The organism is Eubacterium sp. AM05-23 (genome assembly GCF_003477535.1).
Lineage (GTDB): Bacteria > Bacillota > Clostridia > Eubacteriales > Eubacteriaceae > Eubacterium > Eubacterium maltosivorans.
This window is the reverse complement of the sequence record NZ_QUDF01000001.1, coordinates 187,607-209,659: the sequence shown is the minus strand read 5'-3', so window position 1 is coordinate 209,659 and position 22,053 is coordinate 187,607. Positions and strand designations below refer to the sequence as shown.

The following is a 22,053-nucleotide window of genomic DNA, read 5'->3' as shown; positions in this document are numbered from 1 at the left end:
GTTTATTCTCCTTCACGATTCACTCGGACAATGATGGGCTCACCACCCTTTGGCGCCCAGATATCGCCTACATCCGGACACACCGCGCGGATGGCGCTTTCCTCACTGGCGATATAAACCACCTCGTCCTTTTCCCCGGCAACCATCGAACGCAGCTTCAGCCGGTCGTTCAGTGCCATTAATCCATCGGTAAAACCACACATGATTGAAAAGGGACCGGTGATCAGCAGGCTGGCAAAGGTGTTGCGGAGTGTTTTAAAGCGTCTGGCCTTCTCCGACTCCATCTTTTCGATTTCTTCCCAGAAAGGCGCAGCGATGATGCTGGCAATGTCCTCAAAATCAAAGCCTTGCTTGCGGTTTAAAAAATCAATAATGTAGGTAATAACCTCTGTATCGGTCAGAAGGGTGCACTTATAATCAAACATCTCAATGAAACGCCGGTTTGCATCGTAAGAGGAAATCTCCCCATTGTGGACAATAGAGTAATCCAGAAGCGCAAAAGGATGGGCGCCGCCCCACCAGCCTGGCGTATTGGTCGGATAACGGCCATGGGCTGTCCAGCAGTAGCCGTCATATTCCTCAAGCTTGTAAAAATCACCGACATCCTCAGGAAACCCAACAGCTTTAAAAACGCCCATGTTCTTTCCGCTTGAAAAGATATAGGCGCCGTCGATATAGGTATTAATGTAGAACACTGTATCAACAATAAATTTTTCTTCATCAATTTCGCCCTTCTCCTCCTGTATTTTAGTGAAGATCGGATCGACAAAGTAACGCCATATCAGAGGCTCGTCCTTGATATTTTTATTTTTACGCACGGGTATCCGGCTCAGATTAACCACGTCAAAGTATTTATCCAGATAGCGCTCCGTTTCCTGTCTGGCTTTAAAGTCGTCATAAAAGACATGAAACGCGTAGGAGTCTGCGTATTCCGGATAAATTCCATATCCCGCAAAGCCGCCGCCCAGCCCGTTGGAACGATCGTGCATCACTGCGATGGAATCCACAATCTGGCTGCCGTTAATCACAGGCTTTCCCTTTTTATGTATGATTCCCGAGATCGCACAACCACTTGGGATTCTGATTTGTCCTTCTTTTTTTAACATAGCTCTCTCCTTCTTTTGCATAGACTGAATGTTGCATTGTCTCTGATTAAAACAATAAAAAAGAACATGACGAACCAACCCCTGATCAAAACTTCAAAAACACATTTTAAACGCGCATATGTCAGATTGGACAACGCCAGTGTTATCCATCTTTACATATACAGTCTGTTTTGATCCTGTACGGTTCGAACGCCATTGTTCTTAATTGAGTACTTATTTATTTTTAATATTTATACCATAGATTGTATACAAGTTCAATCAAAAATTGCCTGATAAGGATTGCAAAATGTATACAATATGCTTTTGTAAATTTATTGTAATCTTGATAACCGTTTCAATGCATTTTTCTTTAAAAACCCCTTTACAACCCTCTGGAATTGGTCTATAATGACATCACAACTTGAGAGAAACGCGGAAACAACATTCCGCAATTGAAGATAGCAATGGTGCTGTTGAGAGTGTTTTCGCACTTTTAATAGCGCCTTTTTTTATTATCTTCTTTGCTTGAGTTTAAAAAGTTAATGACGGTATCTTTCTTCCACAGGCAGTTGCATCTATTTTTATTGACAACCAATGCTTCCTTAAAATGAACTGTTTATAAGTTCCTCAGGATACCTTAATTAATCGGCGGAGAAACGCCTCAATTTCTCCGCCTCCTCATGGAATGATTGCCGCGCAGAGAAATCTCCCTTTCTTCTGTGACGGTTAATCTTTCCCTTTACATTATAAACGACCCCATGTATCATTATCATACGCAGGAAAAATAAAATCATATTATCTATATTTTAGGAGGCTGTTATGTCTGAAGAGTTAGAAGTAAAAGATTGTAAGAATGACGTTATTGATCTTTTCGGTTCAAAAGTGTTTAATATTACGGTAATGCGCAAGCGTCTGCCAAAGCACATTTACAAGTCCATGATGAGTACCATCAAAGAAGATACCCCTCTGGATGAAAATGTGGCCGAGGTTGTCGCAAACGCCATGAAGGACTGGGCTCTGGAACAGGGCGCAACCCACTTCACGCACTGGTTCCAGCCAATGACCGGTATCACCGCAGAAAAGCACGACGCTTTCATCAGCCCGACTGAAGAAGGCAAGGTCATCATGGAATTCTCCGGTAAAGAACTGATCAAGGGCGAGCCAGACGCTTCCTCCTTCCCTTCAGGCGGCCTTCGCGCAACCTTTGAAGCAAGAGGCTACACTGCGTGGGACCCGACCTCTTTTGCTTTTGTAAAAGGAACAACACTGTATATTCCAACAACCTTTATTTCCTACTCCGGTGAAATTCTGGATAAAAAAACACCGCTTTTAAGATCCATGAAGGTTATCAGTGATGAAGCCATCCGTATCCTCAGACTCTTTGGCAAAACGGATGTCAAAAAGGTTACAACCACAGTCGGCGCAGAGCAGGAATACTTCCTGATCGAAAGAGATATGTATAAAAAGCGTAAGGACTTGATCCTCACCGGCAGAACCCTGTTCGGCTCAAAAGCTCCTAAGGGCCAGGAAAAGGAAGACCACTATTTTGGCCGTATCCGCGGACGTGTCTGCCACTTCATGCGCGACGTTGACCGCGAATTATGGGAGCTTGGCATTCCCTCAAAAACCCGCCACAACGAGGTTGCCCCCGCACAGCATGAGCTGGCGCCGGTTTTCTCAACCTCTAACCTAGCTACTGACAACAACCAGCTGATCATGGAAACACTGCAGCGGGTAGCCTTCAGACACGACCTGCAGTGCCTGCTTCATGAAAAGCCCTTTGCCGGCGTCAACGGCTCCGGTAAACACAATAACTGGGCTTTAAGCACAGATACCGGTGAAAACCTGCTGAACCCAGGTAAAACACCTTCCGAAAATTTACAGTTCTTAACCTTCCTGGTCGCTGTGATCGAAGCGGTTGACCGTTACCCCGAATTACTGCGCTGTACGGTCGCAAGCGCCGGCAACGATCACCGTCTCGGCGCAAATGAAGCTCCGCCGGCCATTGTATCCATCTTCCTGGGCGACCAGCTGACACCAGCGCTTAAATCACTCGAAACCGGTAAACCGGTCGAAGAAGCAAAAGATCTGGTGATGGACCTGGGCGTAGACGCAGTGCCAAACTTTATTGTTGATGCAACCGACCGTAACCGTACTTCGCCGTTTGCCTTTACCGGCAATAAGTTTGAATTCAGAATGCTTGGCTCAAACCAGTCCATCGCCGGCCCGAACATTGCCCTCAACACAATGGTTGCTGAGGTACTCGGCGAGTTTGCTGATAAGCTGGAAGCGGCAGATGATTTCAAACCCGCACTGATCGAACTGCTAAGAGAATCCCTTAAAGCACATAAACGCGTTGTATTCAACGGTAACAACTACTCTGAAGAGTGGGTTCAGGAGGCAGAACGCCGCGGTCTGCCAAACCTGAAAGCTACACCGGATGCTTTTGCAACCTATTGTGAACCTAAAAATGTCGAGCTGTTTGATAAACACGGCATTTATACCCACGGCGAGCTGGATGCCCGTCAGGAAATCCATTTTGAGGATTACAGCAAAACCCTAAACATCGAAGCCTTAACCATGCTGACCATGGCAAAACGTGAAATTCTTCCAGCGGTTCTGGACTACACCAAGGATCTGGCAGCTATTTTAACACAGAAAAAAGCCCTCGGTGATTTCATCGACGCAACAGCGGAAGAAACAGTACTGGAGACTGTCTCTAAATTATCCGGTTCTCTGGTTAAAAAGGTCGAAATTCTCGATAAAACCGTCATTGAAGCCCAGGGCATCGAGGATGTGCAGGAGCAGGCCAGATTCTACCAGAATAAGGTCATTGAAGCCATGGAAAGCCTGCGCGCAACCGCAGACGAGCTGGAAACCATGGTCGGTGAAAAATACTGGCCATACCCCATCTATGAAGACCTGCTCTTCTATGTATAATGATATAACCCTTTCTTAATCGGCTCAAAGAGGAGCCCGCAATTCTGGAAATCGATCCAGAAGCGGGCGCCTCTTTTTTATTATAAAATCTAAAAGGAGGTTCTTATGAAAAAATTAGAAATAGTCGTTAAGCCCGACATGCTGGAAGATTTAAAAGGCCTTTTAAATACCTGCGATGTACAGGGAATGATGATTACCAACATTATGGGCTACGGTAACCAAAAGGGCTTTAAAAAATCCTACCGCGGTACATCCTATACCGTAAACTTTTTGCCGAAAATCAAGGTTGAAACCATCACAGATGATGAGACTGCCGACATCATCATCAAGCTGGTGACCGACCGTCTTACCACTGATGAAATCGGCGGCGGTAAAATCTTTGTTTATGATGTCTCCGACGTTATCCGTATCCGAACTGGCGAAACCGGCTCGGACGCCCTTTAAGAACAGCTCGGTATCCCCTTACTGTTCAGCACTTTTCGATTTACTAAATCAATAAACAATTTTTAAAACGCACTTATAACAATTAAATACTCAAACCATTATTTATCAACGGGGATAGATTTTGATTTTTACACACTCTATAAAAATCAAAACCGATCCCTTATTTTTTTATTCAGAAAGAGGTCTTATTATGGAAATGCAGCAATTAGCAGATATTGTATGGGTTTTCCTGGCAGCCTGCCTTGTTATGTTCATGCAGCCAGGCTTTGCCATGGTAGAAACTGGCTTTACCCGTGCCAAAAATGCCGGTAATATTATCATGAAAAATTTCGTCGACTTTATGGTCGGCTCTGTCCTGTTCCTATGTGTGGGTTTTGCCGTTATGTTTGGCGGTGACGGCGCCTTTATCGGCACTGCCGGTTTCTTTAATCCCACTGCCCTGTCTCTGGATCAGTTTGACGCTGTTACGCCAGAGCTGTTCATTTTCTTTCAGACGGTTTTTTGCGCAACCGCAGCCACCATCGTGTCTGGCGCTGTTGCCGGAAGAACAAAATTTACCGCCTACTGTATTTGCTCTGCCTTTGTCAGCCTCATCATCTACCCCGTTTCAGGCCACTGGATCTGGGGCGGCGGCTGGCTGGCACAAATGGGCTTTATCGACTTTGCCGGCTCCACCGCTGTCCACTCCGTGGGCGGCTGGGTTGCACTGATGGGCGCAATTATGGTTGGGCCGCGCATCGGTAAATACAATAAGGACGGCTCAGCCAACGCCATTCCAGGCCATTCTCTGACACTGGGCGCCTTGGGCGTATTCATCCTTTGGTTTGCATGGTTTGGCTTTAACTGCGGCTCCACACTGGCTGTAAACGGCGATATCGGCCATATTGCCATGACCACCAACCTGGCTGCCTGTGTCGGCGGTTTAACCGTCATGTTCTTTACCTGGCTGCGCTATGGAAAGCCTGATGTCTCCATGACACTCAACGGTGTGCTGGCAGGACTGGTCGGCATCACTGCCGGCTGTCAGGTCATCACGCTGTGGGGCGCACTTCTCGTTGGTCTGATCTGTGGCATCACCGTCTCTCTCCTGGTTCCTTTTATCGACGCAAAGCTCAGAATCGACGATCCTGTGGGCGCCATCAGCGTCCACGGCGGCTGCGGCGTTATGGGTACTCTGCTGGTTGGCCTTTTAGCCAACTACGCGCCCGGCACCGAGGACGCTGTCACCGGATTGCTTTACGGCGGCGGCTTCACCCTGCTGGGTGTTCAGCTTCTGGGGATTATCTCAGTGGCCGCCTGGGCTCTTTTAACCTCTGGCGCAATGTTCTTCATCATTAAAAAATGCCACGGTCTCCGGGTTCCGCGGGTGGTCGAAATTGAGGGGCTCGATGTTCATGAGCATGGATGCGAGGCCTATGCAGACTTTGTAAGCAGAATCCAGTAAATATTAAAGCATCAGAAACCACTGTTAAATTCGCTCTCCTTCAACAAGCCTCTCTGCCTTTGGGCGAGAGGCTTGTTTTTTTAGCTTTCCAGGCATATAATAAGGCTAACCAACACGCAATAAAAAGGAGTTCCTTATGAAAATCATACTCGCCTCTGCGTCACCGCGGCGCAAAGAGCTCATGGCCCTGGCCGGCATTCCCTTTGAAGCCCGCCCGGTAGACGCTGATGAAACCATTCTCTGCTGCACCCCGCCAGAGGGCGCGGTCATGATGCTGGCCACCCGAAAAGCCCAGCTGGCCGCCGAACATTTCCCGGATGATCTCATCATCGGCGCGGATACCATCGTCGCGGTCGGTAAGCACATTTACGGTAAGCCTGATACCAGTGAAGAGGCCTTTGAGATGCTCTCCGCGCTCTCCGGCAAAACGCATCAGGTCTTTACAGGCGTCTGTATTTACACCAAATCCGGCCATCGAAATGCCTTCTGCACACGCACAGATGTTACTTTCTTTCCTCTGTCTGAGGAAGAAATACGGGCATATATCGCCACCGGAGAACCCATGGATAAGGCCGGCGCCTACGGCATTCAGGGAAAAGGCGCCCTGCTTGTGGAAAAGATTGATGGTGATTACTACAATGTGGTCGGCCTGCCCATCAGCCGGCTGGTACGAGAACTCAAAAGCTTTAAAGCGCAGATAGGACAGTCCCAAAAATAAGCCGCTTCACTCTCCGTTAAAGAGCGAGGCCAGCACAATGCTTGCCATGATCAGAGCAGCGCCAAAAATACCGCTGAGCGTGAGGCGTTCCCCCAGTAAAAAGAATGAGAAAAAGGCTGTAAAGATGGGTTCCGAGCAAAGCGCCAGCGATACAAAGACAGCCGACAGATGCTTAAGGGCAACATTTTGAAGCAGGTAAGCTATTACCGTACAGCCAATAGCCAGATACACCACGGCGGACCATCCAGCGAGTCCGGCCTGGGTAAGCACCCGTCCATCCTCCAGAAGAAACGCAAAAATAAAGCAGATCACTGCTGCCACACCAGATTGAATGGTCGACAATACCTCTGGCCCGATATTGGTTATATGCTTTGAGCTGTAAGTAATCGTCGCCGCGTAGGAAACCGAGCTGAGCAGAGCCAGCAGCTCACCGATTCCAAAACTAAAGCTCCCCTGGCTTCCACACAGAAAATACAAGCCCAGCACGACCAGCCCGACAAAGAGAAGCGTCCGTTTTTTTAATTTTTTGCCCAGAACAATGTAGGACATGAATGGAGTAAAAATAACCGCCAGTGCCATCAAAAACCCTGCAATGGTGGCGCTGCTGTAAATGAGCGCCAGCGTTGAAAAAATAAAGGCCGCAGAATTAAAAATACTGATAGCCACCGCGTCCTTAAAATTATTTTTATTGATCTGTGCCTTGATCTTTTTGTAAAATAAACCATAACAGATGATAAAGGCAATCAAGAAACGCAGGGCAAGACAATAAAAAGGGGGGATCGTTTCCATCCCTATTTTAGCAACAGGATTCCCCAGTCCCCAGAACATGCACTGCAAAATAATAAAGCTTCCGTATACAATACTTTTTGAATTTTTCATCAACACACCATTTCCCGGCCGGCCTTTTTTGTTTTTAGGTAAGTACTTCCCAGTCTAAGCTTTTCAGGACAATTCGTCAAGCAAATCTTCAAAATAAAAACCAGCTTTGATCACATGGATCAAAACTGGTTTTTATTTTAATAAAGAGATTTAACTAACTGCAGCGTCATCCGCTTCTACAACCACTGCGGTTGGCTGCGGAGCCGCTTCCGGTTCATCATTACTCGGCGTCTGGTCTGGCGTTGGAGCAGGCTCAGGTTCTGGTTCTGGCTCAGGTTCTGGAGCAGGCTCGGGTGTTGGCTCAGGTTCTGGAGCAGGCTCAGGCGCTGGTTCCGGAGTGGGCGCGGGAGCTGGTTCAGGCTCAGGCGCTGGCGTCACTGCCGGTGTTTCCGGCGCTGATGGCGTTACCGTTTGTTCAGGCGCAGCAGTGACTTCCTGTCTTGGTGCTGCGGTTTCTGTGCTCTGAGAAGCTGAAGATGGCTCTTCTTTACGGTTTTCAGGCTGTTCCAGAGACTGTGTGATCATCGGCAGCGGGGGCTGTGACATCTGAAACGGGCTGGCGTTGGGGTCCATATTGATGGCATTACCCTCTGCCTTACGTTCGATGGGGTGGTTCAGCACATTGATTTTACCGGTTGCCACACCGCCAGTAATGTTGGCAGGCGAATTGACATACATGGTATTAATACTGCCGTCTCCTCCAAGGGTCATCTGCGCCTCGGAGGCAAAATTATCAATTACAGCGCCGTTTGCCAGGGTAACATTACTACCCTTGGCGCCGTTAGTCAGCAGCATGGTCTGGATATTTGCACCCACAACAGCATTCACTCTCGCGTTCAAATCAAGGGTTTCTACCGGAGCGTTAATATTCAGGCGGCACCCTGCGGCGCCTGGACTGACCACTATCTTTTTCATACTGCTGTTAATGGTAACTTCTGTTTGCTGTCCATCAATGACCATCTGATCAACGCCGGCATCGGGTGTGACGGTAAGATTGCTGCCGCCAGCTACCTGAGAAATCATAACCTCCGGTATTTTTCCGCCGATTTCGGCTGCTGCCGGGCTGCTGACAAAAAAGCTGTTGCCGCGAGATGCTTTATCGAGCGTTACAATCGTTCCGGTTTTATTGACGACAAGGTCCTGGAAACTGGTATTTTCCAGATGGACGATCTTGCTGTCTGCATCGGGAATAACGAAAATGTCTCCATCCACCTGGGTATTGCGGACATAAATATCACCTTCCGCACTCCCCTCCCTAATGGTCATATCGCCCTGAACCCTTTCATTACTGGTCAGGGTCACAGACCCGTCGGCAGCGGTGACTGGTTCATTGGTATCATTGGCGCTAACATACTGCACGCAGCCAAAGACAAACAAAGCAATGACAGACATGACAGCAACAGTGGTTGCCATGGATTTTTTCTTCAAAATCGCATTCCCCCTTTTTATAGAATTCAATTAACTTTATTGTACCCCAAAACGAGTGAAAATCACAGTCAATTTCAGTAATAACAGGACTCATTTGGTAAAATTAAGAAACCCGGCAGCCAATACTGGCTGCCGGGTAAAAAATCTCTTATAGTCCCCGAAAGAGATTACTGATTACATTCAATGTTTATTTTTTAATTTCTTTAAAGGCCTCTGTCTGAGCGGTAATCCCTTTTTCCGCCGCAAACCGTTCGATGCTGGAAGCGCCGAAGAAACCGTCAATACCGTCAATACGGTCAATAACATATTTGGCATCCTCTGGTTCTGCAATCGGGCCGCCATGGCAGATAACCATAATGTCCGGATTAACTTCACGGCCGGCTTCCATGATGTCGCGTACTTTTACAACACAGTCATCCAGCGTTAAAGCAGTTTTCGCGCCAATGGTTCCTTTAGTGGTTAACCCCATGTGTGCAACTAAAATATCCGCGCCGGCTTCTGCCATTTTACGTGCCTGGTCTGGATCAAAAACATAAGGCGTCGTCAGAAGATCCAGCTCATGCGCTTTACGGATCATTTCAACTTCCAGATCATAACCCATGTCTGTTTCTTCCAGATTCTGTCTGAAAACGCCGTCGATCAAACCAACAGTCGGGAAGTTCTGAACGCCACTGAACCCCATGTCTTTTAATTCTTTTAAGAAAACATCCATAACACGGAAAGGATCTGTACCGCAGACACCAGCAAGTACTGGGGTATCCTTAACAACCGGCAGTACCTCAGATGCCATTTCAACAACGATCTGGTTAGCGTCGCCATAGGACAGCAAGCCCGCCAGAGAGCCGCGTCCAGCCATTCTGTAACGGCCGGAGTTGTAGATAATCAGCATGTCTGCGCCGCCGCGTTCACTGCTTTTAGCTGTGATCCCGGTACCTGCGCCGACACCAACTAAAATATCGCCTTTAGCTCTCTGTTCCTTATACATTTTAACAATTTCCGCTCTTGTTTGTTGATTCATTATCGTTCTCCTTTAAATATTTTATTTATTTGGCAGCCTGCATTAAGTCGATTAATTTCTGAGCTGCCGCTTCTGCAAATTCCTTATCATTGACATGCATGTCAAATTCTTCCAGATCCACTACATCGCGGTTAACTTCATTGCGGATGGTATCAAAGAGCATTTTATCCTCTTCTGGACCATAAAAGGGCTCACCCTCAGCGTCAATACCTGATACCCCTTTAAGCGGTAGCATGATGGTTGCCGGCCCTTTGGCTGCGCTCAGCTTTTCCGCGATAACATGGCCGATTTCTTTATTTTCCTCTACGGTTGTCCGCATGAGAGTAATCATCGGATTATGCTTATACAGATTACGCCCCTTGAATTTTTCCGGGACAGAATCCATTGGGCCAAAGTTAACCATATCGACAGCGCCGACCGAAACAACCTGTGGAACACCCATTTTACCGGCTGCTTCCAAACGGTGCGGGCCTGCCGCTAAAATACCGCCGACCAGCTCGTCGGCCCATTCCGTTGTCGTAATATCCAGGACACCCTCGATAAAGCCGCCTTCCACCAGGGCTTCCATAGACTGTCCGCCTGTACCCGTTGCATGGAAAATCAGCACTTCATAGCCTCTGTCTTCCAGATATTCCTGGGCTGCTGTGAGGCATGGAGTGGTAACACCAAACATTGTGGCCGCTACCAGTGGTTTTTTCTCGATCACATGAGTATCTTCAAATTTCACCATACCAGCAATAGCAAAGGCCGCATTGGCAAAGATTTTAGTGGATATGGAGTTTAGGCCCGCTACATCCACAACAGACGGCATCATGACAATATCGCTGGTACCGACATAATTTGACACGTCGCCAGAGGCCATGGTGGATACCATTACCTTGGGAACGCCGATGGGCAGTTTACGCATCCCCGGTGTTACCAGAGAGGTGCCGCCGCTTCCGCCAAAAGAAATGATTCCGTCAAATTTACCTTCCTGGTATAGCTGTGGAACAAGAATTTCCATTCCCTTTGATAAAATCTCTGTCGCGTAAGCACGGTCACCCTTAGCTGCAATTTCCTTTATGTCTGCCCCCGCCGCTTTCGCGACTTCCTCGTTGGAAACATCTGCTTCAAATACCGGTTCAAAAACGCCAGTATTAATGGTCAGTGTGTTCAGTCCAAGGCTTTCGATCAGATCCTTGACATACGCGTATTCATGACCCTTAGAATCAAATGTTCCTGCAATTGCGATTGTCTTCAAATGCATTTACCCCCTGTAAAAGATTCCAGATGATTTCCAGACAGCCACTGTCTGCCAATGACGAGCATCTGTATTATCCGGTGTACTTATATGATACTGCCAAACCTTTACAAAGTACATGTGCTTATGTCTTTCCAATTTGTGTTTATGTCTTATGTTTAACCGTTTTCGGTGAAACCCCCATATATTTCTTGAACATTTTACTGAAATGGGCTACATCCTGATAACCTACCAGCTCAGCCACTTCAGAAACCCTTAAGTTTTCTTCTTTCAGCAGCTTGGCCGCCTTATGAATTCTGAAGTTGACCAGATACTCCGGAAAGCTGCATCCCACCTCCTTTTTAAACAGAGCGCTCAAATGGCTTCTGGAAACATGGCAGACCTTTGCGAGATCCAGAAAGGATATCTCATTCATATAGTTTTCCTTCACATATTCCTTTATAAAACCCGTATAGTCATAATACTTGGTAATCCCATTGAGCATCTTGGACATCAGATCACTCTCATCGATGTCGTCAGTTGTCTTAAAAGCCTTGGTAATGTTCATAAGAGACTTTTCAGTGGGAATCCGGTCAAAGGCTGAGCCTCCGATATAACCGTGGGCAGTGGTGTTTTGATACATATACTGCACATCCACCGGCGTTTTTACCGGGCCGCCATAGAGCATTTTAATCACTTCAGGGCGCCGCCGGTCACAAAGTGCATAAATTGCTTCAACACGGTCTTTGCTGGCTACCAGAGACAGTGCTTTTGCCGCCCCGAGCATACCGCCCTGAGTAAGACCAAGATGTACACAGAGTATGTCTGTTCCAGCGTCCAGCATCGCCTCCGCCTGGTCTTCATCAAATACAAAAGCTACCGTCACCATTCCCTGCTCATGGGCTATACGAAAGGCCTCTACCTCATACTCAAAAGCGCTGCCGCTTTCCTCCAGTGCCTCCCTGAATTTACCGTCAATGAGACCAATCGTCGGATAATTATTAATCCCGATAAACCCACTCCGCTTAATTTTATCCAGATAAGCGGTCATATCCCTTGTAGGGTCTGTGGCGTTTAAGCCAAATATAACAGGAAAATCGCCTACCAGCGGAATAAGCTCCCGTACACCAAACTCATAGACCATATCATTGCTGTTGGCGTAGGGTAAAAGCCCGCCGAGAGAACCTCGCCCCATCCCGCGGAAAATGCCTGAGTTCAAGGCCAGAAGAAAATCAGCGCCGCCCTGAATTGCGTATTTTGCTGTCAGTCCTGTTCCAGATGCGACTGCAATCAAATGGTTCTCTGCCTCAATTTCTTTTTTCAGTTTCTCCAGAAAAGCTTCCCTCGAAAGCATGCACTTCCCTCCTCATCTTTTTATCCATTATCCGACACTATGCTTAAACCCAGCCCAATCTCTTCCTCTGTTTCGTAATCTTTCTAAAACATGGAACCCTAATATCACAACAGCCAGAAAGACTATGCTGAGCATTCGCAAAATCTAATCTGAAAAGCTTCGTAAAATATTGTTTAATAAAAAGGTATCTCATGTTAAACTTCAACTTTATTCTACTGGGTCATGGCTGAGTAAGTACAAATTTAAATACATCTCATGTTAAACTTCAACAGTGGCCAAACCAGATCACTGTTTAAATGTAGATGATTTAAATACATCTCATGTTAAACTTCAACTCCGCAAAAAAGAAAAGAATTTAAACGCATGATTACATTTAAATACATCTCATGTTAAACTTCAACTATGGCTGTATTCATTACTATTTAGACAAATTACCAGATTTAAATACATCTCATGTTAAACTTCAACAAGAAGAAGTCGAAAGTATAAAGGGAAGCAAAAAGGATTTAAATACATCTCATGTTAAACTTCAACGAATACGCCGCACTTAACGTGCGGCTTTTTTATTAATTTAAATACATCTCATGTTAAACTTCAACCCCTTTGCCCAATCCAGGGATTTCAACATATCCTTATTTAAATACATCTCATGTTAAACTTCAACGGGAGTGATGGATGTACCAACCTTTTTTAAAGAACGATTTAAATACATCTCATGTTAAACTTCAACTTATACAATACTTTTTGTTCGATTTCTGTTAGCATAATTTAAATACATCTCATGTTAAACTTCAACTTGTTTTAAAGGGGGGCTTGAAGCAAGCTTGATTAAATTTAAATACATCTCATGTTAAACTTCAACGTGAAAACCCGAAAAGACGCTGAAGCCCTTTACTTATTTAAATACATCTCATGTTAAACTTCAACGACATCAAAGATGAAACGCGTTCAATGCTTGAAAAATTTAAATACATCTCATGTTAAACTTCAACAATTTCTGCGGTATAGGGTAGCGCCTCCTGAATCAGCATTTAAATACATCTCATGTTAAACTTCAACTATCCAGGACAGGGCTGCTACATCTGCATTGGCTGTTATTTAAATACATCTCATGTTAAACTTCAACATTATACATTCCACCTTACAATAATGCAAACTATTATTTAAATACATCTCATGTTAAACTTCAACGTTCTACTGTTGTTTTCATTTGTTTTTCTCCTTTATTATTTAAATACATCTCATGTTAAACTTCAACCAGTGTATATAAACAAATAAACCTGAGTTGCTGAATTTAAATACATCTCATGTTAAACTTCAACGAAAAACCAGTATTTTGAGACTTTCTTAATGCCATAATTTAAATACATCTCATGTTAAACTTCAACAAACGTACCAACAAGAAACGAATGCACGATGTTTAAAATTTAAATACATCTCATGTTAAACTTCAACCGGCTGGAAAGTTGGGTAAGAATGCACCAAAATAATTTAAATACATCTCATGTTAAACTTCAACTCATCTAAAAATGCAGGCTGTACTTGATATGTATCTATTTAAATACATCTCATGTTAAACTTCAACAAACTTCAATAACCATCGGATAATGGCGCTGTTTTATTTAAATACATCTCATGTTAAACTTCAACAGGATACCATAGGTCAGAATCTGGTCAGCTAGTTCTATTTAAATACATCTCATGTTAAACTTCAACGCTTGCCCTGGCTGACCAGGCCGGCCATGGCCAGGCATTTAAATACATCTCATGTTAAACTTCAACGGATGCAGTTGAATATTTGAAACAAGAAAGAAGAAATTTAAATACATCTCATGTTAAACTTCAACCTAACGGTAAAATTTTCCATTTCGTCCTCCTAAACTATTTAAATACATCTCATGTTAAACTTCAACTGCCATGATTGACTTTATAAAAGGGCTCCAGACTTGATTTAAATACATCTCATGTTAAACTTCAACAAAAACAGACGACTATCGCGCCGAGTGGGATTTAGGATTTAAATACATCTCATGTTAAACTTCAACATGCACCAATAGACGCAGGACTTGAACTTTTCAAGCATTTAAATACATCTCATGTTAAACTTCAACCTATAAAGGAAAATTTGAAGAAATCTCTGAAGACGATTTAAATACATCTCATGTTAAACTTCAACTTTGATCTGTTCGTTCATCCACGACACTGGAAATACCATTTAAATACATCTCATGTTAAACTTCAACCATAGCAAACAAGCCGATCTTAAAACAACAAATTCCTTCTTATCCCTTTGAGTCAGCCATTTTTCGCCATATTTACCAGGCGGGTAAGGTTTATGATATTTTTATCCAGTTTTCTCTCTAAAGCCTTTACCTGCGGTTCTTTTTTCTCGTCTGTCCCAAAATATGCCTGGTAAATTCTTAAAGTTTTCTCATAATAAAATTATACGCGCAAAACCCTCTGAGGGCAACTCCCAGTGGGCTTTTCCTGAAATGGTTTTTTTATAGTACATCAAAAATTGCAGATAACGCTTGCAAAAAGAAAAAAATGCCGTTATAATAAAACCAAGTTAATAACTGTGAATGATATGGTGCCCCACAAGGGGAGAATAGGGAATCAGGTGAAAGTCCTGAGCGAACCCATCACTGTAAGCGGTAGTGACCGGCAAGTGCCACTGAAAGGGAAGGCGTCGGTTTATGTTAATCCGTAAGTCAGGAGACCTGCCTATGATTCTTAACGCGTATGAACGATGGTAAAGTTCATAGCTGGTAAAGCAGCTATGGATTTTACCATTTTTTAATTTCCAGCTGCTTTTACGACAAGTTCATTTTTGTTTTAGGAGGATTTAAAAACCATGACTTTGTTGGAAAAAGCGAAATGCGGTGAAATTACCGCAGAAATGCAGTACGTTGCTGAAAAAGAAGGCGTTCGCCCAGAGTTTATCTGCGAGGGCGTCGCTAACGGCGATATTGTCATTCTTTACAGCTCAAGAGAAAACATTCATCCCGTGGCTGTTGGTAAGGGCCTGTTTACCAAGGTCAGCGCCAGTGTGGGAATGTATGAGGAAGCCGACACCGTCGACGGTGAAATGGCAAAAATCGACGCGGCTGTCAAGGCTCACGCCGATACCATTATGGATCTCTCTGTCCGCGGCCCCATTGAAGAAATGCGCGAAAAGGTACTCTCCACGGTTGACCGTCCAGTCGGCACGCTGCCCATGTACGAAACCCTGTCTGTCGCCGAAGCCAAATATGGCACTGCGCTGGATATGACGCCGGACGATATGTTCGACATGATTGAAAAACAGGCGTCACAGGGCGTTGCCTTCATCGCAGTGCACCCCGGAACCACCCTCTCTGTTATTCACCGCGCCAAGGATGAAGGCCGTATCGATCCCCTTGTGAGCTACGGCGGCTCCCACCTCATTGGCTGGATGCTCTATAACAATACCGAAAATCCTTTATATACTGAATTTGACCGTCTCATTGAAATCTGTAAAAAATACGACGTTGTCCTGAGCTTTGCGGACGGTATGCGTCCGGGCTGTATTGCAGACTCCCTCGACCATGCCCAGGTTGAGGAGCTGGTCATTCTCGGCGGTCTGGTCAGACGTGCCAGAGAAGCCGGCGTGCAGGTCATGGTTAAAGGACCTGGCCATGTGCCGCTCGATGAAATCGCCACGACTGTACAGCTTGAAAAGAAGCTCTGCTACGGCGCTCCTTACTTTGTATTCGGCTGTCTGCCCACCGACGCAGCTGCCGGTTATGACCACATCACCTCTGCCATCGGCGGCGCGGTTGCCGCTTACGCCGGTGCAGATTTTCTCTGCTATGTCACCCCGGCTGAGCATATTGGTATGCCAAATGTCGATGATGTCTATCAGGGCGTCATGGCCTCACGCATTGCCGCCCATGCCGGCGATGTAGCAAAAGGGCATCCTCAGGCTGTCAAATGGGATTTGGATATGTCTGTCGCCCGCCGGGCCATGAACTGGAAAGAACAGTTCAAGCTTTCCATCGACCCTGAAACCGCCGAGCGTGTCTGGCGTGAACGCAGCACCAGCTTTACATCGGAATGTACCATGTGCGGTAAATACTGCGCCATGAAAATTGTTGAAAAATATTTGAGAGCAGAGTAAGGAGGACAAGACAATGACACAGATGCTAGAAGCCCGCAAAGGCCACATTACAGAAGAAATGGAAAAGGTCGCCCTGATTGAAGGGGTTACCCCGGAATTTGTACGCGAAGGGGTCGCCAAGGGCCACATCGTTATCCCCAAAAATAAATTTCGCAGCCGCGATAAAATCTGCGGTATTGGCGGCGGTCTGGACGTAAAAGTTAACGGTCTTATGGGAACCTCCTCCGACCGTAACGATATGGAAATGGAAGCAAAGAAGCTTCGTATTCTGGAAGAATGCGGCGCCAATGCCTTTATGGATTTATCCACCGGCGACGATATTGACGCCATGCGCAAACAGAGTCTTACAATCTCCAATATTGCGGCAGGCTGTGTGCCTGTTTATCAGGCCAGCGTTGAAGCCATTGAAAAGCACGGCAGCATGGTTGGCATGACCGAGGATGAGCTTTTTGACACCGTTGAAAAGCAATGCCAGGAAGGCATGGACTTTATGGCCATCCACTCTGCCTTAAACTGGTCTGTTCTCAATGCCCTCAAAAAAAGCGGCCGCGTCACCGATGTTGTCAGCCGTGGCGGCTCCTTCCTGACAGCCTGGATGTTCCACAACGAAAAAGAAAATCCGCTGTACGAGCATTTTGACCGTCTCCTTGAAATTCTCAAGGCTACGGATACCGTATTATCCATCGGTGACGCCATCCGCCCCGGTGCCAATGCAGACTCTCTGGACTCCGCCCAGGTACAGGGCCTCATCGTTGCCGGCGAGCTGACCAAGCGTGCGCTGGAGGCTGGTGTGCAGGTCATGATCGAAGGGCCTGGTCACGTGCCGCTTAACCAGATCGCAACCACCATGCAGCTGCAGAAGCAGCTCTGCTACGGTGTTCCCTACTATATCTTAGGCTTCCTGGCAACCGATGTGGCGCCAGGCTATGATAATATTACCGGGGCCATTGGCGGCGCCTTTGCCGGCATGCACGGCGCAGATTTCCTCTGTTATCTGACTCCGGCCGAACACCTTGGCCTGCCAAACGAAGATGACGTGCGCATGGGTGTCCGTACAACCAAAATTGCGGCGGACGCCGCCAATGTCCTAAAACGTGGCGGCAATGCGTGGAACCGCTCTCTGGCAATGTCCAAGGCGCGGGTGGCGCGGGATGAAAAAGCCCAGGTTGCCAACGCTCTTGATCCAGAATACCTTGAAAGCAAGCTGAAAGCTGAGCCCGAAAGCCACGGCTGTGCTGCCTGCGGCAAAAGCAAGTGCCCGGCAGATGTCGCCGCTGAATTTTTCGGCATTGCCTGACCGTTCACGGTGTCTTAAAAATCAGGTAAATCTTCCTCATGACCACTGAGATTCGTGCTATAATGAAGCTTGAAGATCACCTGAAATCTGTAAAATTCAAATAACGAGGTAATTATCATGAGTGCATTAACTTTAAAAGAAGTTATTGAAAATATTGAACCAAAAGACCCCGATTGGGAATCCAGGGCCTGCGCACATGTGGAGTCACTCGCTATTCCGCCATGGAGCCTGGGTCAGGTTTTGACCCTGGGCGTCCAGCTGGCTGGAATTAAACGGACCATCCACCCCTGTGTGGATAAAAAAATGATCTTAACCATGGCGGCTGACCACGGCATCGCCGAGGAAGGTGTCTCGGCCTTTCCTCAGGAGGTTACCATGCAGATGGTCGCCAATATTGTCGCCGGAGGGGCAGGCGTCAACGTTTTGGGAAAAGCCTCCGGTGCAGAGGTGCGGCTGGTGGATATGGGCGTTAAGGAGGATATGCCCGAGCTGGTAAAAAAGGGCGCCGTCATCGACGCCAAGATCGCTCACGGCAGCGAAAACTTCCATAAGGGGCCGGCCATGAGCAGAGATCAGGCTGCCGCCGCCCTGGAGGCAGGTATCAACGTCGCTTCTAAAGTGATTCAGGAGGAAGGCGTCGAGCTGCTGGGCACCGGCGACCTGGGTATTGGCAACACCACCCCCAGCGCGGCCATACTCGCCGTCATGGGCGAATATCCCCTGACCTCCATTACGGGACGGGGCACAGGGCTTAACAACGCCGGCCTTATGCATAAAATTAAAATTATCCGCGAATCCATCGCGCTTAACAATCCCGATAAAAATGACGCCCTGGACGTACTGTCAAAGGTGGGCGGCTACGACATCGCCGGTATTGCCGGCATGATCCTGAGCGCAGCCTACCATAAGGTTCCGGTGGTTGTGGACGGCTTTATCTCCACTGCCGGAGCGTTAATCGCAAAGGGACTCTGCCCCACCTGCGCAGACTATATGATCGCTTCTCACCAGTCCGAGGAGCCAGGGCATCAAATGATGTGGCAGACCCTGGGAATGCATCCGCTTCTAAATCTTAATTTCCGTCTTGGCGAGGGCACCGGTGCTGCGGTGGCCATGCATCTCGTAGAGTGCGCCGCCCGGTGCATGAACGACATGCTCACCTTTGAAGACGCAGGAGTCACCAATGGCCTCGCTTAAATGGGACCCCAACACATCCGGTGGACAGTATCTTGAAGATCTGTCCACTGCTTACTGGTATTCGGAATCACTTTTCACGGCCCTGGACATGGGCCTTTTTGAACTTTTGGAGGAAGGCAGCACCCCCCTTCCCGAACTGGCAAAAGCTCTGGACTGTGACGAACCCAACCTGGCCCGCTATCTGCATCTGCTAAAAACACTGGATCTCGTAGACTGCTATGAAAACAGCTGGTATAATACCACGCTCTCAAGCACCTATCTCATTAAAGGAAAGCCGCTTTATCAGGGGAATTCTATTCTGTGGCGGCGTGAGATCAAAGCCGACTGGGACACCTTAAAGCCGGCCCTTGAAGCCGGCAGACGTGTCCATTTCCCGACAGAAGATATCAGCGAAGCCGAAATGGACGCCCGGCGCGAGGAGTACATCACTGCCATGGACAATATTATCCGGCTGAAGGTGCCGGAGGTGCTTGAATTCTTTGGCAATGGCTTAAAAACCAACGCCCGCATTTTGGACGTCGGCGCTGGCAGCGGCGCCTTTGCCCTTGGTTTTCTTGAACAGTTCGAGGATGCCCAGGCTACGCTTTTAGATATCCGCCAGGTCTTGCCGCAGACCCAAAAGCTGGTTGAAAAAAGCAGTCTCCGGGATAAAAGCCGCGTCCTGTTTCATGAACAGAATATCCTGGAGCCAGACTGGCAGCTTGAGGGCAGCTATGACCTCATCATCCTGTCCAACATTGTCCACGCCTATGCCGAAGAAGAAATCAGCGGCATCATAAAAACCGTATCCAGGCTTCTCTCAGAGGGCGGCATCCTGCTGATTCACGACTTTTTTCTGGATCACTGGGACATCAAGGCTGCCTTTTCAGATATTAATATGTTCATCAACACCTACAACGGCAAAGTCTTTGACTCAAAATGGGTTGATCAGACCCTTAAAAACAACGGTCTGTCCACCACAGGGCTCATCCCGCTGCAAACCGATACGGCGGTTATCTTTGCCGCCAGAGAGCCAAACGCCCTTGAGAGTCTGACCATTACGCCGGTTCAGAAAATTCTACAACCCATCAAGGCCATCGGTTTTGACAGGGTGATGCCTTACAACCCCAAGGACGTGGTGGTCGCCCCCTTTGCCAAAAACAAATGTAAATTCGGGTGCCGCTCCTGGGATAAAAAGCACTGCAGCACCAACCAGGAAATGAGCGCAGACGAGACAAAAGCTTTCGTGAACAGCTTCAGCAAGGCCCTGCTGCTAAAAAGCGAGCCGCCTACCGGCGATTTCCAGCGCAAGGCGCTGAGAGCAGAAACCCTGGCTTTTAAAGCCGGCTATTACAAGGCCTTTGTTTTCTGGGCCGGCCCCTGCAGCATCTGCCCGGACTGCGATCTCACCGCTCCCTGCAATAACCACGCCCATTCACGCCCCTCCATGGAGGGGTCTGGTATCGATGTTTTCGCCACGGTAAAAAAAGCTGGAGAGTCCCTGAAAACCCTGAGCGAACGCGGCGAGGTCATTAAATATTATGCACTGCTGCTTTTGGAGTAAACGGAGTTGAAAATGAAACGAATCCTACTAATTCAGGCCATATCCATGGAAGGTATGGACATCGAGCGGGTTTATCCCATCGGCATTGTGACCCTGGCCTCCTGTATTGAAAAGGCTGGCCGGTACAGCCTGGAAATTTTTGACATGAATATGGCCGCGGACCCCTACGGCGAGCTTCGTGAAAAAATGCTCAGCTATCAGCCGGACATCATCGGTATTTCCCTGCGAAACGTAGACCCGCTGGGCAACCGGACCACCTCGCTGATCGTTCCCTTTGCCATTACCCTGTCCTTTATTAGACGCTATCTGCCTAACGTCACTCTGATGGCCGGCGGCACCGCCTTTTCCCTTTTTCCAGAACGCCTGATGCGGGAATTCCCTGAAATCGACTTGGGCGTTGCCGGCGAGGCCGAAGAAATTATTCTGCCGCTTCTGGACAGCATTGACGATCCGCCAAAGCTGCCCGGGCTGGTATACCGTGAAAACGGAGCGGTAAAAATCATTCCGCCTGTTGGAAAATTTGACATGGGCAGCTACACCATGCCCAACCGCGAGCTTTTAGACCCGCGGGAATACCTGAAGGTCAACAAATATGTGGAGAGCGTAGGGGTTGAAACCAAACGCGGCTGCTGTTATAACTGCGGCTATTGCTCCTATCCGCTTCTCTCCGGCTGTGGCATGCGCTGCCGCGAGCCAGCGTCTGTGGTGGATGAAATCGAATTTTTACACAAAGAGTACGGTGTCAGCCGTATCCACCTCACCGATTCCATTGTCAACTTTCCGGTAAACCACCTGGACGACATCTGCAAAGAGCTGATCCGGCGCAGGCTGGATATTCACTGGAGCGGCTTTTTCAGGGAGAACCTGCTGACCCCCGAAAACGCCCCGCTGTACCGTGATTCGGGCTGTGAATGCTTCTCCCTGTCGCCCGACGGGCTCAGCCAGACTGCGCTGGATATTCTGGACAAGCACCTGACAATCGATGAGATTCTTCACACCGCCAGGGTCTTGTCAGACGTTGGCATTACCACGGTTTACCATTTCCTGGTCAACACGCCCGGTGATACCTGGAAAACAGTGGATGAGGGAAAAGCGCTCATCGACCAGATCTATGACATCCACGCTGCCTCCAAAACCATCGGCACCATCGTGCTCAACCTGATCCGCATTATGCCAAGAACCAAGGTTGAGAAACTCGCGCTGGAGAATGGCGTGATCACACCCGAAACAGATCTGCTTTTCCCCACCTACTATAATCCCGATCCCTTTAAAACCGTGCGGTATGACCTTGAAATCTACCATAACAAACGAAATATCTTTATGTGGCAGGACGCCTAATAACAAAGACTGGA

15 protein-coding genes, 1 CRISPR repeat array and 1 riboswitch are annotated in these 22,053 nt (G+C 47.4%); of the genes, 9 read left to right on the top strand and 6 right to left on the bottom strand.

Annotated features, from left to right (window positions below; translation table 11 throughout):
- Positions 1-2: 2 nt before the first annotated feature.
- Complete coding sequence (locus DW091_RS00910) at positions 3-1,106, bottom strand: glutamine amidotransferase family protein (RefSeq protein ID WP_118517170.1); 1,104 nt, start codon at positions 1,104-1,106, stop codon at positions 3-5.
- A gap of 798 nt (positions 1,107-1,904) precedes the next feature.
- Between DW091_RS00910 and DW091_RS00905 the strand changes: the two genes are divergently transcribed.
- The 4 genes from DW091_RS00905 to DW091_RS00890 all read left to right on the top strand — a co-directional run bounded on the left by DW091_RS00905 (position 1,905) and on the right by DW091_RS00890 (position 6,631).
- Positions 1,905-4,025: a glutamine synthetase III gene (locus tag DW091_RS00905; protein ID WP_058693293.1), complete on the top strand. Its 2,121-nt coding sequence runs from the start codon at positions 1,905-1,907 to the stop codon at positions 4,023-4,025.
- A gap of 105 nt (positions 4,026-4,130) precedes the next feature.
- Positions 4,131-4,469: a P-II family nitrogen regulator gene (locus DW091_RS00900; RefSeq protein WP_118517169.1), complete on the top strand. Its 339-nt coding sequence runs from the start codon at positions 4,131-4,133 to the stop codon at positions 4,467-4,469.
- A 190-nt stretch (positions 4,470-4,659) separates the two neighbouring features.
- Positions 4,660-5,913: an ammonium transporter gene (locus tag DW091_RS00895; protein ID WP_058693292.1), complete on the top strand. Its 1,254-nt coding sequence runs from the start codon at positions 4,660-4,662 to the stop codon at positions 5,911-5,913.
- A gap of 136 nt (positions 5,914-6,049) precedes the next feature.
- Complete coding sequence (locus DW091_RS00890) at positions 6,050-6,631, top strand: Maf family protein (RefSeq protein ID WP_058693291.1); 582 nt, start codon at positions 6,050-6,052, stop codon at positions 6,629-6,631.
- Between the two features lie 6 nt (positions 6,632-6,637).
- On the opposite strand, the gene DW091_RS00885 is transcribed toward DW091_RS00890, so the two are convergent.
- The 5 genes from DW091_RS00885 to DW091_RS00865 all read right to left on the bottom strand — a co-directional run bounded on the left by DW091_RS00885 (position 6,638) and on the right by DW091_RS00865 (position 12,529).
- Complete coding sequence (locus DW091_RS00885) at positions 6,638-7,510, bottom strand: DMT family transporter (protein WP_058693290.1); 873 nt, start codon at positions 7,508-7,510, stop codon at positions 6,638-6,640.
- 150 nt (positions 7,511-7,660) lie between these two features.
- Entirely contained in the window at positions 7,661-8,938 is a 1,278-nt protein-coding gene (locus DW091_RS00880) for a hypothetical protein (RefSeq protein ID WP_118517168.1), read from the bottom strand.
- Between the two features lie 187 nt (positions 8,939-9,125).
- Entirely contained in the window at positions 9,126-9,956 is an 831-nt protein-coding gene (locus DW091_RS00875) for a phosphoenolpyruvate hydrolase family protein (RefSeq protein ID WP_013382456.1), read from the bottom strand.
- A 25-nt stretch (positions 9,957-9,981) separates the two neighbouring features.
- Complete coding sequence (locus tag DW091_RS00870; RefSeq protein WP_118517279.1) at positions 9,982-11,196, bottom strand: Tm-1-like ATP-binding domain-containing protein; 1,215 nt, start codon at positions 11,194-11,196, stop codon at positions 9,982-9,984.
- Positions 11,197-11,341: 145 nt separating this feature from the next.
- Entirely contained in the window at positions 11,342-12,529 is a 1,188-nt protein-coding gene (locus DW091_RS00865; protein ID WP_058693288.1) for a phosphoenolpyruvate hydrolase family protein, read from the bottom strand.
- 176 nt (positions 12,530-12,705) lie between these two features.
- Positions 12,706-14,772: direct repeats of the CRISPR family, unit length 30 nt; unit sequence ATTTAAATACATCTCATGTTAAACTTCAAC.
- A gap of 328 nt (positions 14,773-15,100) precedes the next feature.
- Positions 15,101-15,272, top strand: a riboswitch (cobalamin riboswitch).
- 111 nt (positions 15,273-15,383) lie between these two features.
- On the opposite strand from DW091_RS00865, the gene thiC reads away from it, so the two are divergent.
- From thiC to bzaD, 5 genes are all read left to right on the top strand, one after another.
- Complete coding sequence (gene thiC, locus DW091_RS00860) at positions 15,384-16,667, top strand: phosphomethylpyrimidine synthase ThiC (protein WP_118517167.1); 1,284 nt, start codon at positions 15,384-15,386, stop codon at positions 16,665-16,667.
- A gap of 13 nt (positions 16,668-16,680) precedes the next feature.
- Complete coding sequence (gene bzaB / locus DW091_RS00855) at positions 16,681-17,964, top strand: B12 lower ligand biosynthesis ThiC-like protein BzaB (RefSeq protein ID WP_096918577.1); 1,284 nt, start codon at positions 16,681-16,683, stop codon at positions 17,962-17,964.
- Positions 17,965-18,081: 117 nt separating this feature from the next.
- The gene (gene cobT / locus DW091_RS00850) at positions 18,082-19,158 is read left to right on the top strand and encodes a nicotinate-nucleotide--dimethylbenzimidazole phosphoribosyltransferase (protein ID WP_118517166.1); all 1,077 of its coding nucleotides are present in this window, start codon (positions 18,082-18,084) and stop codon (positions 19,156-19,158) included.
- On the top strand, positions 19,145-20,701 hold the full coding sequence (gene bzaC, locus DW091_RS00845) for a 5-hydroxy-benzimidazole O-methyltransferase BzaC (RefSeq protein WP_118517165.1): 1,557 nt from the start codon (positions 19,145-19,147) through the stop codon (positions 20,699-20,701). The genes cobT and bzaC overlap by 14 nt, the downstream gene beginning before the upstream one ends.
- A gap of 12 nt (positions 20,702-20,713) precedes the next feature.
- On the top strand, positions 20,714-22,039 hold the full coding sequence (bzaD, locus tag DW091_RS00840) for a B12 lower ligand biosynthesis radical SAM protein BzaD (RefSeq protein WP_187368451.1): 1,326 nt from the start codon (positions 20,714-20,716) through the stop codon (positions 22,037-22,039).
- Positions 22,040-22,053: the final 14 nt, after the last annotated feature.

What these genes read in the sequence shown, in the direction of transcription:
- thiC (WP_118517167.1), top strand. Translation starts at nt 15,384, where the DNA reads ATGACTTTGTTGGAAAAAGCGAAATGCGGTGAAATTACCGCAGAAATG.
- DW091_RS00905 (WP_058693293.1), top strand. Translation starts at nt 1,905, where the DNA reads ATGTCTGAAGAGTTAGAAGTAAAAGATTGTAAGAATGACGTTATTGAT.
- DW091_RS00865 (WP_058693288.1), bottom strand. Translation starts at nt 12,529, where the DNA reads ATGCTTTCGAGGGAAGCTTTTCTGGAGAAACTGAAAAAAGAAATTGAG.
- DW091_RS00900 (WP_118517169.1), top strand. Translation starts at nt 4,131, where the DNA reads ATGAAAAAATTAGAAATAGTCGTTAAGCCCGACATGCTGGAAGATTTA.
- DW091_RS00890 (WP_058693291.1), top strand. Translation starts at nt 6,050, where the DNA reads ATGAAAATCATACTCGCCTCTGCGTCACCGCGGCGCAAAGAGCTCATG.
- bzaB (WP_096918577.1), top strand. Translation starts at nt 16,681, where the DNA reads ATGACACAGATGCTAGAAGCCCGCAAAGGCCACATTACAGAAGAAATG.
- DW091_RS00875 (WP_013382456.1), bottom strand. Translation starts at nt 9,956, where the DNA reads ATGAATCAACAAACAAGAGCGGAAATTGTTAAAATGTATAAGGAACAG.
- bzaD (WP_187368451.1), top strand. Translation starts at nt 20,714, where the DNA reads ATGAAACGAATCCTACTAATTCAGGCCATATCCATGGAAGGTATGGAC.
- cobT (WP_118517166.1), top strand. Translation starts at nt 18,082, where the DNA reads ATGAGTGCATTAACTTTAAAAGAAGTTATTGAAAATATTGAACCAAAA.
- DW091_RS00910 (WP_118517170.1), bottom strand. Translation starts at nt 1,106, where the DNA reads ATGTTAAAAAAAGAAGGACAAATCAGAATCCCAAGTGGTTGTGCGATC.
- DW091_RS00885 (WP_058693290.1), bottom strand. Translation starts at nt 7,510, where the DNA reads ATGAAAAATTCAAAAAGTATTGTATACGGAAGCTTTATTATTTTGCAG.
- DW091_RS00895 (WP_058693292.1), top strand. Translation starts at nt 4,660, where the DNA reads ATGGAAATGCAGCAATTAGCAGATATTGTATGGGTTTTCCTGGCAGCC.
- bzaC (WP_118517165.1), top strand. Translation starts at nt 19,145, where the DNA reads ATGGCCTCGCTTAAATGGGACCCCAACACATCCGGTGGACAGTATCTT.